Here is a 14,740-nt window from a genome sequence, read left to right as displayed (position 1 = left end):
CATTGTGGTCCGACCACCGCTGTCTTAGGCTGCGGTGGATCGGGAGCAGTGCGGGAAGCACGTGCCGACAGTCCGACAACGCGGTCGAGGAGGCGGTCCGATCGATGGGCCAACCGGACAACGTGCGGTACCTCGGGTCACCAGGCCAGGCGCTGGCGGGGATCCAGGACTGGATCGTCACCGCGCGGCTGGGCGCGGGCGACCCGCTGCCCGCCGAACGCGACCTGGCACGGGCGCTCGGCGTCGGGCCCTCGCACGTGCGCGAAGGAGTCCGCGCTCTCGAGGCGGCGGGCGTGCTCGAACCGGCCGACACGGGTAGCGCGGCCGCGGTCGTGGCCGGCGAACCGAGCGGCGCGCTGCACAAGCTGCTGCGGCTGCACCTGTCGCTGTCGCGGTTCGCCACCGGCGACCTCATGTCCATCCGCCTCGAACTGGAACGCTCGTCCGCGGCCCGGGCGGCCCGGGGCGCGGCGCAGGAGGACCTCGACCAGCTGCGGGAGGTCACCGGCGAGATGGGCCGGCCCGGCGTGACCCGGGCACGGTTCCGCGAGCTCGACTCCGGTTTCCACCTCGGCCTCGCCCGCGCCGCGCACAACGACCTCGCCGCCGTGCTGCTCGCCTCGCTCGGCGACGCCGTCGGCGACGAGATGATCGCCGGCTACGCGCGGACGGCCGACTGGCCCGCCACGGCGCGCCGGCTCGCGACCGAGCACACGTGGATCCTCGACGCGATCGAAACCGGCGACCCGGACCGCGCGTCGGCCGAGGTGACACGGCACATCGCCGGCTTCTACGGCCTGCGGGCCGGCTGAGCGGTTCCCCGGAACCCCTTGCGGGGCATAGGGTCTCCCCCAGGTTTCACGGATGGGCAGTTCACCGTCGAGCACTGGAGGACGCATGTCGTTGCTGGCCGAGCTGAGCGCGGCGATCACCGGGGGTGGCATCGAGGTCGTGGACCTCACCGCTCCCCTGACCTCGAGCACCCCGATCCTGCAGCTGCCCGAGCCGTTCGCGAACACGATCCCGTTCCGGCTCGAGGAGATCAGCCGCTACGACGAGCGCGGCCCGCGCTGGTACTGGAACGACATCCACACCGGCGAGCACACCGGCACCCACTTCGACGCGCCGGTGCACTGGCTGTCCGGAAAGGACGGTCTCGACGTCTCGCAGGCGCCGCTGAGCACGCTCGTCGCGCCCGCGGTGGTGCTCGACGCGTCGGCGAAGGCCCAGGGCAACCCGGACTTCCTGCTGTCGGTCGACGACGTGCGGGAATGGGAGTCCGAGCACGGCGCGCTGCCGGCCGGCGCGTGGCTGCTCTACCGCAGCGGCTGGGACGTGCACTCAAGCGACCAGGACGAGTTCCTCAACGCCGACGAGTCCGGCTCGCACACCCCCGGTATCTCGCCGGAGTGCGCCAAGTGGCTCGCCGAGGAGACGCCGATCGCCGGGCTGGGCGTGGAGACCGTCGGCACCGACGCCGGCCAGGCACCCGGGCTCGACCCGGCCTTCCCGTGCCACGAGCTGCTGCTCGGCGCGGGCAAGTTCGGCCTGACGCAGCTGCGCAACCTGGCGAACCTGCCCGCCACCGGCGCGATGCTGGTCATCGGCCCGCTGCCGATCGTCGGCGGTTCGGGCAGCCCGGCCCGCGTGTTCGCGCTCGTCGAGCGTGGCGCGTGAAGGTCGCGGAACTCGTCGGGCGCACGCTCGCCGACCTCGGCGTCGGCATGGCCTTCGGCGTGGTCGGCAGCGGCAACTTCGAGGTGACCAACGCGCTGCGGGCGGCGGGCGTGCGCTTCGTCGCCGCGCGGCACGAAGGCGGCGCGGCGAGCATGGCCGACGCGTACGCGCGGATGAGCGGCCAGGTCTCCGCGCTGAGCCTGCACCAGGGGTGCGGGCTGACCAACGCGATCACCGGCATCACCGAAGCGGCGAAGAGCCGCACGCCGATGGTCGTGGTCACCGCCGACGCTGCCGCGGCGGCCGTGCTGTCGAACTTCAAGATCGACCAGGACGCACTCGGCGTCGCGGTCGGCGCGGTGGCCGACCGCGTGCATTCGGCGGAATCCGCCTTCGCCGACACGATCCGCGCGTTCCGCACCGCACGGCAGGAGAACCAGACCGTCGTGTTCAGCCTGCCGATCGACCTGCAGCAACAGGAAGCACCGGCACCCGGCGAAGTGCCCGAGGTGCCCGGTCCCGCGCCGATCCGGCCGGAGAGCGCGGTGTCCGGCGAGCTGGCGGAGCTGCTGTCCGAGGCACGGCGCCCGGTGTTCATCGCCGGGCGCGGCGCCCGGGGCCAGGCCACCGCGCTGCGGGCGCTGGCCGACGTCACCGGCGCGCTGCTGGCGACCTCGGCCGTGGCCAACGGCCTCTTCCACGACGACCCGTGGTCCCTCGGGATCAGCGGCGGCTTCTCGTCGCCGCTGACCGCGGAGCTGATCGCGGACGCGGACCTGGTCGTGGGCTGGGGCTGCGCGCTGAACATGTGGACCACGCGCCACGGCAAACTGCTCGGGCCGCGGGCGCGGCTGGTGCAGGTGGATCGCGAGCAGTCCGCGCTCGGCGCGCACCTGCCGATCGACCTCGGCGTGGTCGGCGACGTCGCGGCCACGGCCGTCGACGTGCTGGAGCTGCTGGAGTCACGCGGGCACAAGGCCGAGGGCTACCGCGGTGCCGAGGTCGCGGCACGGCTGGCGGCCGAGGTGCGTTGGAACGACGTGGCGCACCTCGACAACTCCGGCGACGGCCGCATCGACGCGCGCACGCTCAGCGCCCGCCTCGACGAGCTGCTGCCCGCCCGGCGTGTGGTGTCGATCGACTCGGGCAACTTCATGGGTTACCCGAGCGCGTACCTGTCCGTGCCGGACGAGAACGGGTTCTGCTTCACGCAGGCCTACCAGTGCGTCGGGCTCGGGCTGGGCACGGCGATCGGCGCCGCGCTCGCGCGCCCGGACCGGCTGCCCGTGCTCGGCGCCGGCGACGGCGGGTTCCACATGGCGATCTCCGAGCTGGAGACGGCCGTGCGGCTGCGGCTGCCGCTGGTGGTGATCGTCTACAACGACGCCGCGTACGGCGCGGAGGTCCACCACTTCGGCGACGCCGACCTCGACACGGTGCGTTTCCCCGACACGGACCTCGCGGCGATCGCGCGCGGCTTCGGCTGCACCGGCGTCACCGTGCGCACGCCGGGCGACCTGGCCGCGGTGACGAAGTGGCTCGACGGTCCACGCGAAACGCCGCTGGTGATCGACGCGAAGGTCTCCGACGACGGTGGTTCGTGGTGGCTCGCCGAAGCGTTCGGGCACTGAGGATCGGCCGCCGAGGCCCGGGTGCGCCGAGCTTTTCGGCCCGGTGTCAGTGTTTGCTGCCCGCCCGCGCGGCGATCCGCGTCATCAGCGGGCGGGGCAGCAGCTTCCCGAGCGCCGCCGCGGTCTTGTAGCGGAGGTCGGGGATGCTCACCGCCGTGCCGCGGCGGAAGTCGCGGATCGCGGCGGCGACGAGGGTTTCCCCGTCCAGCCACAGCGAGTCCGGGATGCCGCCGGTGTCCATTCCGGACCGTTCGTGGAACTCCGTGCGCACCCAGCCGGGGCACAGCGCCATCACGTGCACACCGCTGCCGCGCACCTGTTCGCGCACGCTGTCGCTGAAGACGACGACCCAGGACTTCGACGCGCTGTAGGTCCCCCGCGAGAAGAACGCCGCCACCGAGGCCACGTTGATCACTCCCCCGCGCCGCCGCGTGAGCATGCCGGGCAAGGCCGCCTTCGTGATCCGCAGAACGGCCTCGCAGTGCACCCGCAGCATGGCCAGCTCGGCGGACACCTCGGTCTCGAGGAACTCACCGTGCTGCCCGAACCCGGCATTGTTCACGACCAGGTCGACCGTCGGCACCCGCTCTTCCACGCGGGTGATCCCGGCGTCCGTGGCCAGATCCGCCACGAGGACCTCGACCGGCACGCCGTGGTCCGCCCGCAGCGAGCTCGCGAACCGTTCGAGCCGGGCCTCGTCCCGGGCGACGAGCACGACGCCGAACCCGTCGGAGGCGAGCCGGCGGGCGAACGCCGCGCCGATTCCGGCGGTCGCACCGGTGACGAGGGCTTCGGGCATGCGCGGCAGTCTAGGCCGCCCGCTCACCAGGTCATCGGCAGCCAGGCGATCGACCCGCCCACCTGGTCGCCGAGTTCGGTGCCCAGCATGGGGATCTCGGTGAACGGGACGGCGAGACGCAAGTCCGGCATCCGCGTCAGCAAAGCGGCATACGCGGCGCGCAGCTCGACGCGCGCGAGCGGCGCGCCGATGCAGTGCGACATGCCGTAGCTGAACGCCGGGTGCGGATTCGGGCGGCGCCCGACGTCGAAGCGCTCGGGATCGGTGAATACGAGGTCGTCGAAGCCGGTCGAGTAGTGGTCGCACAGCACGAGGTCGCCCGCGCGGATCACGACGTCCGCCACGGCGATGTCCTCGGCCGCGTACCGCGGCACACAGGACTCGGCGACGCGGCCGACCCGCAGCACCTCTTCGACGGCCGTGTCGAGCAGGCGCGGGTCGGCCCGCACCCGGTCGCGCTCGCCGGGATGCCCGGCGAGCAGCGCGATGCCCGCGCTGAGGTTGCTCGGCGTCACCAGGAAGGAGAAGCTCGCGAGCGCGAGCAGCCCCGACACGTCGGCGTCGTCCGGGATCACCTCGCACAGCGTGGACGCGAGGTCGTCGCCCGGGGTGTTTCGCTTGCGGCGCGCGAGTTCGCGCAGGTACGCGTACAGCTCGTCCAGCGCCGCGGCCGCGGTGTGTTCGGCGTCGACCTCGCCGGCGCCGAGGAGCAAGGCGAGGAAACCGTCCGGATCGGGCACGCCGACGAGGTCGCACAGGATCCGGAACGACAGCGGCAGCGAGAAGTCGTTGTGCAGGTCGGCCGGCGGCCCGGCGGCGAGCACCACATCGATCTGCTCGTCGACCATCGCAGCGACCCGGTCGGCCAGGCGCTGCATCTTGCGGCCGGTGAAGTGGGGCACGAGGGCGGCGCGGATGTCGGCGTGGCGTTCGCGGGCGGCGGCCGACTCCGCGTCGGACACCGCCAGGTCGAACATCGGCGTGCGCACGTACCGCGGCCGGCGGGCCGGATCGGGGTGCGTCTTGCCCAGCCGCGGGTCGAGCAGCAGCTGCCTGAGCTCCGCGAGCCGGGTGACGAGCCAGGCTTCGTCACCCGCCGGCGTCCGCACGCGGGCGACGGGACCGGTGTCACGCACGGCGCGCAGCACCGGATCCAGCTCGCCCAGTACCAGGTTCCCGCATTTCAGCACGGGTGTGTCCACCGCCGGCTCCCTCCGGTCAAGATCACTTCACGCTAAGCGCGCGCGACTGCGGGAAACCCCAGTGATCCCCCTCAGCGGGACGACACCCCGATCGTGATCGGTGGCGCTGCGGCGGCGGCGCGCGGGAAGTCGGTAGCCTGGCCCCGTGGTCGACCCCATCCCCCGCGGTTCCGCCGAGAGTGACCCCGAACGTCCTGATCAGGACGGTGCGGGCGAGTCGTCCGGTTCGGACGGTCGCGGACGCAAGGCACGCAAGAAACGTCCGTTCTGGCAGGAACTGCCGATCCTGATCGTGATCGCCCTCGTGCTCACGATCCTGATCCAGCAGTTCGTCGCCAAGGTCTTCATGATCCCCTCCGAGTCCATGGAGACCACGCTGCACGGCTGCACGGGCTGCTTCGGCGACCGCGTGGTCGTCGACCGGGTCACCTACGACTTCACCGACCCCTCGCCGGGCGACGTGATCGTGTTCCGGGGGCCGGGTCCGTGGACCGAACACGAGATCGCGCCGCAGGAGCCGAGCAACATCTTCGCGAAGGGCCTGCGCGAGCTCGGCTCGCTCGTCGGCTTCGCGCCGCCGGACGAGCAGGACTTCGTCAAGCGCGTGATCGCCGTCGGCGGGCAGACGGTGCAGTGCTGCGACCCGCAGGGCCGGGTGATCGTGGACGGCAAGGCGCTCGACGAGCCCTACATCCACTGGGCCGACCCGAACAACGCGGCCCAGCAATCGTTCGCCCCGGTCACGGTGCCGCCGGGCAGCCTCTGGGTCATGGGCGACAACCGCAACGACTCGTGCGACTCGCGTTGCCAGGGCGACGGCGGGGTCAACGGCACGGTGCCGGTCGACGACGTGATCGGCAAGGCGCGCTTCATCGTCCTGCCGCCGTCGCGCTGGGGCGGGGTGAGCGACTTCGACGCGCAGGACTCGGCGACGCCGGTGGCGCTCGGCGCGCCGGCGTGGCAGCAGGGGCTGCCGCTCGGCGTGGGCACGGCGCTGTCGGTGCCGACACTGATCCTCGGCCGGCGCACGCGCGAAGCACTGCGCAAGCGCCGCCGCGGCTGACCGCGTTCCGCCAGGAGAGTTCACCCGGGTCCCGTTAAGGTCACCCGACGTGGACAGCGCGCGCGAACCCTACGACCGCGAAGCCGCCGAGCAGTGGTTCCGGCGGCGCGGCCTGCCGTCGGTGGTGCGGGGACGTCCTGCGCACCTGCTGGTGCGGATCGTGCCCGCCGAGGTGTTCGTGGTGCTCGGGCTGCTGTTCACCACGGCGACGTCGGTGCTCGACGGCGGCAGTGACGACGAGTTCGCGCGCCGGATGGACCAGACCTGGTTCGCACTGCTCTACCTCGGCGTGCTCGTCGCGTACGTGGTGGTGCCGTCGGCCGGCGCGTGGCTCGCCGCGCGCTGGGTCCGGCGGCGCGTTCCGGCGCGGCAAGGCACGCCCGTCGCGCTCGCGGTGGCCGCGGTGTTCCTGGTGCTCAACCCGATCGTCGACGCCGCGGCCCCGCCGCACGACTCGCTGCCGGTCGGCGTGCTGGAGCAGCTCGGGCTGCTGGTGGTGCTGCTCGTCGCGGCGTTCTTCGGCGGCGGCTCCATCCTCGGCTGGGCGCTGCGGGCCGCGTTCCGCCAGCTCGCCCGCCTCGGTGACCTCACGTCCCGCGCGTTGCCGCTGCTCCTGCTGTTCACCGTGTTCGGCTTCTTCACCACCGAGATCTGGCAGGTGACCGCCGACCTGACGCGGCACCGGATCTGGCTCGTCGTCGGGCTTTTCTCGGTGGTGGCGGTGCTGTTCCTCGTGTCGACGCTGTCCGACGAAGTCCGGTCGCTGACGAAGGTGGCGAAGCCCGCCGAGCCGGACACGCTGGAGGGGACACCGTTCGCGTCGTGCACCGATCCCGCGCCGGAGCGGGTGCCGCTGACCAAACTGGAGCGGGCGAACATGGTGCTCGTCCTGCTGCTCACGCAGATCCTGCAGACGCTGGTGCTGTCGGTGCTCACGTTCGTGTTCTTCGTGGCGTTCGGCGTGATCACGGTTCGCGCGCCGGTGATCAAGTCGTGGGTCGGGCACGATCCGTCGCCGGGCACGCTGTTCGGCATCCAGGTGCCGATCGCCAACGAGCTGCTGCAGGTGTCGTTGTTCATCGCCGCGTTCTCGGCGTTGTACTTCGCGGCCGGCGCGGTCACGGACGCGACCTACCGCAGCTCGTTCTTCGAGCCGCTCGTGCGGCACCTGGGCACGAGCCTCACGGCCCGCGACCGCTACCTCGCGCGCCTGCCCGTGCGCGGCTGAGCCCGCAACCCGTCCAGCACGAGCTGCAGCAGGCGGTCCGGCAGCTTCGGGTCGTCCGGCGTTTCGTCGGCCGCCTGGCCGATGGCGCCGGCGAGGCGCAGAAGGTCTGCGATCCTCGCGTCCTTGTGGGCCTCGCCCGCCTTTTGCGCGCGGGCGAGCAGCGTTTTCCCCGCCTGTTCAACGGGAATCCGCGCCGCGGCGAGTGTCGCGTTCGGACGGTCCGGCCCGGTCGCCGCGGCGATGGCCTGCCACGCGCGGTGCCGGTCGACCACGGCCCGCAGCCAGGTGCCCAGCGCACCGAACGCGTCACCGGACCGGGCCGCCTCCCGGCCGAGGTCGAGCAGCGCGTCCACCTCACCCCGGAACACCGCGTCGAGCAGGTCTTCGCGGCGCGGGAAGTGGCGGTACAGCGTGCCGATCCCGACGCCGGCCCGGCGCGCGACCTCCTCGAGCGAGGCGTTCGTGCCGTGGGCGAGGAACGCCGCCCTGGCCTCGGCGACGAGCCGCTCGCGGTTGCGGCGGGCGTCGGCGCGTTGCGGGCGGGTCACGCCGCTTTGAGGTGGTGGCTGAGGTCCCCGGCCAGCGCCACGTGCGGCCGCCGTTCGACGAAGCGCCATCCGCAGTCTGCGCGTTCGAAACGGTCGTCGTAGTGGCCCGACGCGATGGGCTGCAGCGGCAGCCCAGGCACGGCTTGCAGCGTCGTCCAGTAACTGTGGGCCGTGGCGGTGCCGGCGGCCTCGTCGACGTGGACGCGCACGTTGCTGGTGACGTGACGGGTGCGCGGGGTGCCGTCGGGGTAGAGCACGAGGGTGTCGTGGAAGTACCGCTCCACGGCTTCGCGCCCCGTCGCCGGGTCACCACCGGCGAAGGTGCCGTGGGCGAACAGCTCGCCGACCGCGGCGAAGTTCCCGGAGTCGACGTGGGCGGCGTATGTGAAGATCAGGTCCTCGATGGCCTGGCGTGCGGACATGGTCGCTCCCGGTGAGTAAGAGGAGGGGTGCCTCCGCTCCACTATACGGAGGTACCCCTCCTCTTGGCCAGTGCCGTGTGCCGGTCACCTAAAACCGTTGGCGCGCTGGGGAAATTCACGGCGGCGCGGCCGGCGGCGGGCGTGGTACGTTCGCCGCGGATCCGGCGCCGCCGCGATCCCACGACGGACTTCCTGGGGGCTTCACATGTCCATCGTCATTCCCAGCTTCGACGACTCCGTGATCGTGCGGTCGGGCGACGCCGAGGTCATCGGCCGCGCGCCCACGACCGTCAAGCTGCTCGCCGACAGCAGCGCCACGGGCGGCGCGCTGTCGACCATCCAGGTCGAACTCAAGGACGGCGCCAACGGCGCGGCGCCCCACCACCACCCCGGCTCGGCCGAACTGTTCTACGTCCTCGGCGGCACCGTCCAGGTCCTCTCGGGCGACACCGTCGTCACCGCCGACCGCGGCGACCTCGTCGTCGTGCCGCCCAACCTGACCCACGCCTTCGCCGCCGCCCCGGGCGAGGACGCCGACCTGCTCATCGTCATCGCCCCCGGCGTCGAGCGCTTCGAGTACTTCCGCCACCTCGAGCGCATCGCGTACGGCAAGGCGGCCCCCGAAAGCCTCCTGGAGGTCCAGGAAATCTACGACACGTACTTCAGCGCGAGCGCGGCCTGGGAAGCGGCGCGGGCCGTCTGAGCGGTCACTTGGGCAACGAGTCCCCCACCGTGCTGTACGCGTTCATCGGCAACGTCGTGATGCCGCCCAGGACGGTGGTGTCGCGGCGGGGGAACCAGAAGACCGTGACCGCCAAGGCGTCGACGCGCTGGGTGTCGGCGCCGTACATCAGGCCGTTCACGTCCGCGGTGATGCGAGTGGCGGGGCCGGAGTAGTAGCCGTAGAGGGGCACGTCCCGGCCCGGGCGGCCCGCGGTGAGGGCGTGGAAACCGGGTGAGCTCGCGCGGGAGCCGGTGGCGAGCTCGGCGGTGACGCCGCCGGCCGTGCGGTGGCCGAGCACGAGCTGGTACGGCGAGCTGTCGGGCAGCGCCGGGGTGCGCTCGAAGAACAGCACCACCTCGCCTTCCGGGTCCACGATCCTCGTGCCCACCACGTCGCCGATCGGCGCCGCGGCGCGTTGTTCAGGCTGAGCGGCCGTCACGGCCAGCGTGGTCACCGCGGGTGCATCCGGCGTCCGCAGCAGCTGCGCGCCCACGACGACGCCGACCAGCACGACCACCGTCGCCGCGGCGGCCGAAAGGCGGTGCAGGTGGCGGCGCCGGCGTCCCCGGTGCATCACGCCGGCCAGGTCGACCGCCGAGAACTCCACGGCGGGCGGCTCAGTGAGCACCCCGCGCAGCGCTTCGAGATCCGTCACGACACCTGCCCCGCCGCGCACGAGCGCCGGTCGGCGGCCGTGATGCGCATCTTCGCGAGCGCCCGCGAGTTGGTGCTCTTCACGGTGCCCAGCGACACCTTCAACTCGGCGACGTCGGCCTCCGACAGGTCCCAGAAGTGCCGCAGCACCACGATCGCGCGTTCCCTCGGGCTCAGCGGCGCCAGGGCCCGCATCAGCCACTCCTGGTCGGCGACGCCGGCGGTGAAGTCGCGTTCGATGGCGCGTTCGGGCACGTCCTCGGTGGCCTGCTCGCGGTACGGGCGGCGCCAGCGGTCGATCACGTGGTTGGACAGCACCTTGCGCGCGTAGGCGAACGGGTCCTGCTTGCGGATCCGCGGCCACGACGTGTACGTGCGCACCAGGGCGGTCTGGACGTCGTCCTCAGCCTGGTGCCGGTCGCCGGTCAGCAGGTAGGCGGCGTGCAGCAGCCGCGGCGAGACCGCGCGGACGAAGTCCGCGAACTCGCTGTCACCTCGGGCCATGCCGGTCCTCGCGCGCGTACATGACCGGTCAGACGAGCGGGACCGCGAAAAGGTTGAGTCCATTTTCGTCGGCGCCGGGTGCTACAACGGACCCGGCGTCCCCGACGGAAGGTGCTCGATGCAGCGCGCGGACACGATCGACCAGGCCCTGGAGCGGTTCGACTCCGGCGAGCTCTTCGCCGAGCTCGCGCGCCGCGTGGCGTACCGGACCGAGAGCAACCTCGCCGACGGGCACCCGCGGCTGCGCGCGTACCTCACCGACGAGCTCGCCCCCGCGCTGGAAGCCCTGGGCTGCCGCACCCGCGTCGCCGAGAATCCCGTGGCGCCCGAGTGCCCGCTGCTGGTGGCGACGCGCCACGAGTCCGCCGACCGGCCGACGGTGCTGCTCTACGGCCACGGCGACGTCGTCAACGGCGAAGCACCCCGCTGGCGCGAAGGCCTCGACCCGTGGACGCTGATCGCCGAGGGCGAGCGCTGGTACGGCCGCGGGTCGGCCGACAACAAGGGCCAGCACACGGTCAACCTCTTCGCCCTGCGCGAGGTGCTGCGGGCGCGCGGGCAGCTCGGGTTCAACCTGGTCGTGCTCGTCGAGACCGGTGAGGAACGCGGCTCCCCCGGCCTCGTCGAGGTGTGCGGCGAGCTGCGCGACGAACTGCGCGCGGACGTGCTGATCGCCTCCGACGGGCCACGCGTGCGGGCCGACCTGCCGACGCTGTTCCTCGGCTCCCGCGGCGTCACGCAGTTCACGCTCACCGCGGACCTGCGCCCGCGCGACCACCACTCCGGCAACTGGGGTGGCGTGCTCCGCAACGCGGCCACCACGCTGGCCGCCGCGATCGCGTCCCTTGTGGACGGCCGCGGCCGGATCCTGGTGCCGGCACTGCGTCCCCCGGCGGTCCCGCCGTCCGTGCGCGAGGCGCTGGCGTCCGTGCCGGTCGGCGGCGGCGCGGACGACCCGGCCGTCGACGAGGGCTGGGGCGAGCCGGACCTCACGCCGGCGGAACGGCTGTTCGGCTGGAACACCGTCGAGGTGCTGGCGTTGCTCGCCGGCTCGCCCGCGTCACCGGTGAACGCCATCCCCGGCCGCGCCGAGGCGACCCTGCAGCTGCGGTCCGTGGTGGGCACGGACCTCGCCGGGCTCGAGCCCGCGCTGCGGAACCACCTGTCGGAGCACGGTTTCCCGATGGTCGAGGTCGCCGTGACGGAAAGCCGGCCGCCGACGCGCACGGATCCCGGCCACCCCTGGGTGCGCTGGGCGGCCGGCTCCGTCGCCCGCACCACGGGCAGCGCGCCCGTGCTGCTGCCCAACCTCGGCGGCACGATCCCCAACGACGCGTTCGCCGAAGTGCTGGGCCTGCCGACGATCTGGCTCCCCCACTCGTACCCGGCCTGCGCGCAGCACGCACCCGACGAGCACCTGCTCGCTCCCCTGGCCCGCGAGGCCGTCGCGATCATCACCGGGTTGTACTGGGACCTGGGCGAAAAGGACAGCTGAGCGGATCTCGCCGGTTCGCCGGGGCCCGAGACTAGCCGGGACCTTGATCACGGCGAACCCGCGGGCGCCTCGACCATCACGGCGGGTACCGCGAAGCCGTGACCTGGGGCGTTCACCCAGCGAATCTGGATGCGTGACCGTGCGGGTACACACATCGACCTCCCGCCGCGAACCGCCGCGAGGTCGATGGCATGATGCCCCAACCGGTCCCGCTCGCGGAGGGCGGCAGTGAGCCGACGAGGAAGGTGAGGCTTGAGCACGCGCACCACCCAGGTGGACGATCTCCGACTGGTGGCTCAGCCCAGTGCGGTTCCGTGCACCGAGCTGTTCGTCCGCCTGATCCTGTCGGACTGGTCGCTCCTGCCGATGCTGGAACAGGTCACGGCCGTCACGTCACGGCTCGTCGGCGACATCGTGGACCAGAGCAACTCCGCCGCCCCCGCGTTCATCACCGTGCGCCTGCAGCTGCGCGGCGAGGTGCTCGTGGTCGAGATCGAGGACGACCTCGTCGGCCCGAACCCGCCGCGCACCGCGCCCGGCGAGCAGATCGGCGTGGAGCCGCTGCGCAACGGCCGCCTCACGTGGTGCGAGATGCCACTGCCCGGCGGCATGACCGCGGGCCAGGTCCGCCTGCCGCGCCGCCAGGAACGCCGCACCCTCGTGGACGAGCCCGTGTCGGGCGCGCCGGTCGCCGCCGACCCGGAAGTGCTCGAACGGCTGCTCAACCGGCTCAGCGGCTGGTCCGGCTGAGCAGCTCGTCCACAGTGGACTCGGTGGGCTCAGTAGGCTCGGTGGGCTCAGTGGCCGCCGGTCACGCGGCGCGCCCGCTCCACGCGCGCTCGAGCGCCTGCGCGAACACCTCGGTGGCCTGCCCGCCCGCGACGCCGATGCGCCGGTCCAGCACGAAGAACGGCACCCCGGTCGCGCCGAGCTGCGCCGCTTCCCGCTCCTCCGCGCGCACGGCGTCCGCGTAAGCCGCCGGATCGGCCAGCACGCGGCTCGCGTCCTCGCGGTCCAGTCCGGCCTCCACCGCCACGTCGAGCAGCGTGTCCCCGGTGAACAGCGGCCGCGCGTCGGCGAAGTTGGCCTTGAACAACGCGTCCACCATGCGGTGCTCCAGCCCGCGCTCGCGCGCGAGGTGCATCAGGCGGTGGGCGTCGAAAGTGTTGCCGATCTCCCGGTCGGACCGGTACCCGAGCCCGACCTCCGCGACGAGCCCGGCCAGGCGCTCTTCCATCTCGACGGCCTGCGGCCCGTACCTCGCGGTCAGCATCTCCTGCAACGGCTCCACCGTGTCGCGCGACGGGTCCAGCTCGAACGACCGGAACGTCACCTCCACCTCGTCCCGGTGCTCGAACCCCGCCAGCGCCGCCTCGAACCGCGCCTTCCCGAGGTAACACCACGGGCAGATGACATCGCTCCAGATTTCCACGTGCATGGCCCCAGCCTAAGGAGCGCTGGGGTGATCCAGAAGTACGCACTCCCAGGTAACCGACCGCTTCCTGCGCCGCGGGGCCGCCGCGCCCGGCGGGTGTGGGCGGGCTCACCACGAGCCGGACCCACGCAGGGTGACCGCCGGGACCACCCGACCGTGGGCCCAAGCTAGGAGTTTGCCTAGTTCCCGCCCGTTTCAATCGGAGGTGTGGAGCGACCTGGGACGAAGACCGAAGCCCGGCGGGACGACGCCGGGTCAGCCTCCGAGTCACGGCCGCGCACGGCGTGGGAGCGGACGGGCGGGCTGGTGGGCCTGCTCGTGTCGTCGCTGCCGTCGCTGGTGTTCGTGGTGGTGAACTCCTTCGCGGGGCTCATCCCGGGGATCGTGGCCTCCGTGGCCTCCGGCGTGGTGTTCGTGGTGCTGGCCGTGGTGCTGAAGAAGCCGCTGCAGCCGGCGGTGTCGAGTTTCGTCGGGGTGGCGATCACGTCGCTGATCGCGTTCCTCACCGGCTCGGCCAAGGGCTACTTCCTGTCCGACATCTGGTTCAGCCTCGCGTGTTTCGTGGTGCTCGCGGTGTCGATCATCGTGCGCCGGCCGCTGGTCGGTGTGGTGTGGAGCCTGGTCAACAGCGAGAAGATGACCTGGCTCGCCGACCGGCGCTCGCGGCTGGGCTACGACCTGGCCACCGCCACGGCCACGCTGGTGTTCGCGTCGCGCTTCCTGGTGCAGCAGTACCTCTACGACCAGGACCGCACGGGCTGGCTCGCGTTCGCCAAGATCGCCATGGGCAACCCGCTCACCGGCCTCGCGTTCGGCGCCGCCGCGTGGGCGATCCACTACGCGAGCAAGCGCGAGAAGCTGCTGGCCGACGCGTAGCGGCGAGAACGCGGCAAAGCGAGAAGTTTTTCCCTTCGTGGTGTCGAATGGCGTCGAGCCGGTTCGTGGGCAGGGTGAGGGACCGGCGAACGGACCGGTCGCCCGAGCGAAGGAGCCCGCCATGAAGCAGTACCTGCTCGCCGTCCAGCTCGACGAGAGCAAGCCGGAGCCCGAGGAGGACTTCGAGCCGATGCTGGCCCGGACCGGCAAGGTCACCGAGGACATGAAGTCCGCCGGGGTGTGGGTGTTCGTCGGCGGCCTGGAGCCCTCGCACGCGTCCACGGTCGTGCGGCCCGGCGACGGCAGAGTCACGATCACCGACGGCCCGTTCGCCGAGACGAAGGAACAGCTCGGCGGGTTCTGGGTGATCCGGTGCGAAGACCTCGACCAGGCGCTGGCGTGGGCCGAGAAGTGCGCGCTGGCCTGCGGCCAGGCGATCGAGGTGCGCCCGTTCGGCGAAGTCCCGCGGCGCTGACGCGCCG

Annotated in this window: 17 protein-coding genes; 10 read left to right on the top strand and 7 right to left on the bottom strand. The window is 72.4% G+C overall.

What is annotated here, in order from left to right:
- The first annotated feature begins 104 nt into the window (after nucleotides 1-104).
- The 3 genes from ACQPXB_RS23910 (at nucleotide 105) to ACQPXB_RS23900 (ending at nucleotide 3,308) form a co-directional block, all read left to right on the top strand.
- On the top strand, nucleotides 105-812 hold the full coding sequence (locus tag ACQPXB_RS23910) for a FadR/GntR family transcriptional regulator (RefSeq protein ID WP_432856089.1): 708 nt from the start codon (nucleotides 105-107) through the stop codon (nucleotides 810-812).
- A gap of 85 nt (nucleotides 813-897) precedes the next feature.
- Nucleotides 898-1,677: a cyclase family protein gene (locus ACQPXB_RS23905; RefSeq protein WP_432856086.1), complete on the top strand. Its 780-nt coding sequence runs from the start codon at nucleotides 898-900 to the stop codon at nucleotides 1,675-1,677.
- Nucleotides 1,674-3,308, top strand: coding sequence for a thiamine pyrophosphate-binding protein (locus ACQPXB_RS23900; RefSeq protein ID WP_432856083.1), 1,635 nt, complete (start codon nucleotides 1,674-1,676; stop codon nucleotides 3,306-3,308). The genes ACQPXB_RS23905 and ACQPXB_RS23900 overlap by 4 nt, the downstream gene beginning before the upstream one ends.
- Before the next feature lie 46 nt (nucleotides 3,309-3,354).
- Here ACQPXB_RS23900 and ACQPXB_RS23895 read toward each other — a convergent pair whose 3' ends face one another.
- Entirely contained in the window at nucleotides 3,355-4,107 is a 753-nt protein-coding gene (locus tag ACQPXB_RS23895; protein ID WP_386945825.1) for an SDR family NAD(P)-dependent oxidoreductase, read from the bottom strand.
- Between the two features lie 23 nt (nucleotides 4,108-4,130).
- Entirely contained in the window at nucleotides 4,131-5,309 is a 1,179-nt protein-coding gene (locus ACQPXB_RS23890; protein ID WP_432856079.1) for a cytochrome P450, read from the bottom strand.
- A gap of 145 nt (nucleotides 5,310-5,454) precedes the next feature.
- On the opposite strand from ACQPXB_RS23890, the gene lepB reads away from it, so the two are divergent.
- Nucleotides 5,455-6,372 carry a signal peptidase I gene (gene lepB / locus ACQPXB_RS23885; RefSeq protein ID WP_432856076.1) on the top strand — a complete coding sequence of 306 codons (918 nt, stop codon included), beginning with the start codon at nucleotides 5,455-5,457 and terminating at the stop codon, nucleotides 6,370-6,372.
- Nucleotides 6,373-6,421: 49 nt separating this feature from the next.
- Nucleotides 6,422-7,600: a hypothetical protein gene (locus ACQPXB_RS23880; RefSeq protein ID WP_432856073.1), complete on the top strand. Its 1,179-nt coding sequence runs from the start codon at nucleotides 6,422-6,424 to the stop codon at nucleotides 7,598-7,600.
- Here the strand turns inward: ACQPXB_RS23880 and ACQPXB_RS23875 are convergent.
- Together ACQPXB_RS23875 and ACQPXB_RS23870 are read right to left on the bottom strand one after the other, a co-directional pair.
- On the bottom strand, nucleotides 7,570-8,148 hold the full coding sequence (locus ACQPXB_RS23875; RefSeq protein ID WP_432856070.1) for a TetR/AcrR family transcriptional regulator: 579 nt from the start codon (nucleotides 8,146-8,148) through the stop codon (nucleotides 7,570-7,572). The genes ACQPXB_RS23880 and ACQPXB_RS23875 overlap by 31 nt on opposite strands.
- Nucleotides 8,145-8,570 (bottom strand): nuclear transport factor 2 family protein, encoded by a 426-nt coding sequence (locus tag ACQPXB_RS23870; RefSeq protein WP_432856067.1) that lies wholly within the window; start codon nucleotides 8,568-8,570, stop codon nucleotides 8,145-8,147. Before ACQPXB_RS23870 ends, ACQPXB_RS23875 begins: the two co-directional genes overlap by 4 nt.
- Before the next feature lie 205 nt (nucleotides 8,571-8,775).
- On the opposite strand from ACQPXB_RS23870, the gene ACQPXB_RS23865 reads away from it, so the two are divergent.
- The gene (locus ACQPXB_RS23865; protein WP_432856064.1) at nucleotides 8,776-9,273 is read left to right on the top strand and encodes a cupin domain-containing protein; all 498 of its coding nucleotides are present in this window, start codon (nucleotides 8,776-8,778) and stop codon (nucleotides 9,271-9,273) included.
- Nucleotides 9,274-9,277: 4 nt separating this feature from the next.
- On the opposite strand, the gene ACQPXB_RS23860 is transcribed toward ACQPXB_RS23865, so the two are convergent.
- Together ACQPXB_RS23860 and ACQPXB_RS23855 are read right to left on the bottom strand one after the other, a co-directional pair.
- Nucleotides 9,278-9,949: a hypothetical protein gene (locus ACQPXB_RS23860; protein WP_386945831.1), complete on the bottom strand. Its 672-nt coding sequence runs from the start codon at nucleotides 9,947-9,949 to the stop codon at nucleotides 9,278-9,280.
- Nucleotides 9,946-10,452, bottom strand: a complete 507-nt coding sequence (locus ACQPXB_RS23855; RefSeq protein WP_432856060.1) for a SigE family RNA polymerase sigma factor — start codon at nucleotides 10,450-10,452, stop codon at nucleotides 9,946-9,948. The genes ACQPXB_RS23860 and ACQPXB_RS23855 overlap by 4 nt, the downstream gene beginning before the upstream one ends.
- A gap of 118 nt (nucleotides 10,453-10,570) precedes the next feature.
- Here ACQPXB_RS23855 and ACQPXB_RS23850 point away from each other — a divergent pair, with 118 nt between their 5' ends.
- On the top strand, nucleotides 10,571-11,947 hold the full coding sequence (locus tag ACQPXB_RS23850; RefSeq protein WP_432856057.1) for a M20 family metallopeptidase: 1,377 nt from the start codon (nucleotides 10,571-10,573) through the stop codon (nucleotides 11,945-11,947).
- A gap of 252 nt (nucleotides 11,948-12,199) precedes the next feature.
- Entirely contained in the window at nucleotides 12,200-12,697 is a 498-nt protein-coding gene (locus ACQPXB_RS23845; protein ID WP_366586972.1) for an ATP-binding protein, read from the top strand.
- Between the two features lie 61 nt (nucleotides 12,698-12,758).
- Here ACQPXB_RS23845 and ACQPXB_RS23840 read toward each other — a convergent pair whose 3' ends face one another.
- Entirely contained in the window at nucleotides 12,759-13,385 is a 627-nt protein-coding gene (locus ACQPXB_RS23840; RefSeq protein ID WP_366586975.1) for a DsbA family oxidoreductase, read from the bottom strand.
- A gap of 204 nt (nucleotides 13,386-13,589) precedes the next feature.
- Between ACQPXB_RS23840 and ACQPXB_RS23835 the strand changes: the two genes are divergently transcribed.
- Both ACQPXB_RS23835 and ACQPXB_RS23830 read left to right on the top strand, forming a co-directional pair.
- The gene (locus tag ACQPXB_RS23835; protein ID WP_366586977.1) at nucleotides 13,590-14,258 is read left to right on the top strand and encodes a DUF3159 domain-containing protein; all 669 of its coding nucleotides are present in this window, start codon (nucleotides 13,590-13,592) and stop codon (nucleotides 14,256-14,258) included.
- Nucleotides 14,259-14,379: 121 nt separating this feature from the next.
- Nucleotides 14,380-14,733, top strand: a complete 354-nt coding sequence (locus ACQPXB_RS23830) for a YciI family protein (RefSeq protein WP_432856052.1) — start codon at nucleotides 14,380-14,382, stop codon at nucleotides 14,731-14,733.
- Nucleotides 14,734-14,740: the final 7 nt, after the last annotated feature.

It is taken from the genome of Amycolatopsis sp. CA-161197, assembly GCF_050942255.1.
Classification (GTDB): domain Bacteria; phylum Actinomycetota; class Actinomycetes; order Mycobacteriales; family Pseudonocardiaceae; genus Amycolatopsis.
Note: the sequence above shows the minus strand (reverse complement) of the source record. Positions and strands in the feature narration are given on the sequence as shown.

What these genes read in the sequence shown, in the direction of transcription:
- ACQPXB_RS23855 (WP_432856060.1), bottom strand. Translation starts at nt 10,452, where the DNA reads ATGGCCCGAGGTGACAGCGAGTTCGCGGACTTCGTCCGCGCGGTCTCG.
- ACQPXB_RS23870 (WP_432856067.1), bottom strand. Translation starts at nt 8,570, where the DNA reads ATGTCCGCACGCCAGGCCATCGAGGACCTGATCTTCACATACGCCGCC.
- ACQPXB_RS23850 (WP_432856057.1), top strand. Translation starts at nt 10,571, where the DNA reads ATGCAGCGCGCGGACACGATCGACCAGGCCCTGGAGCGGTTCGACTCC.
- ACQPXB_RS23905 (WP_432856086.1), top strand. Translation starts at nt 898, where the DNA reads ATGTCGTTGCTGGCCGAGCTGAGCGCGGCGATCACCGGGGGTGGCATC.
- ACQPXB_RS23910 (WP_432856089.1), top strand. Translation starts at nt 105, where the DNA reads ATGGGCCAACCGGACAACGTGCGGTACCTCGGGTCACCAGGCCAGGCG.
- ACQPXB_RS23830 (WP_432856052.1), top strand. Translation starts at nt 14,380, where the DNA reads ATGAAGCAGTACCTGCTCGCCGTCCAGCTCGACGAGAGCAAGCCGGAG.
- ACQPXB_RS23840 (WP_366586975.1), bottom strand. Translation starts at nt 13,385, where the DNA reads ATGCACGTGGAAATCTGGAGCGATGTCATCTGCCCGTGGTGTTACCTC.
- ACQPXB_RS23865 (WP_432856064.1), top strand. Translation starts at nt 8,776, where the DNA reads ATGTCCATCGTCATTCCCAGCTTCGACGACTCCGTGATCGTGCGGTCG.
- ACQPXB_RS23895 (WP_386945825.1), bottom strand. Translation starts at nt 4,107, where the DNA reads ATGCCCGAAGCCCTCGTCACCGGTGCGACCGCCGGAATCGGCGCGGCG.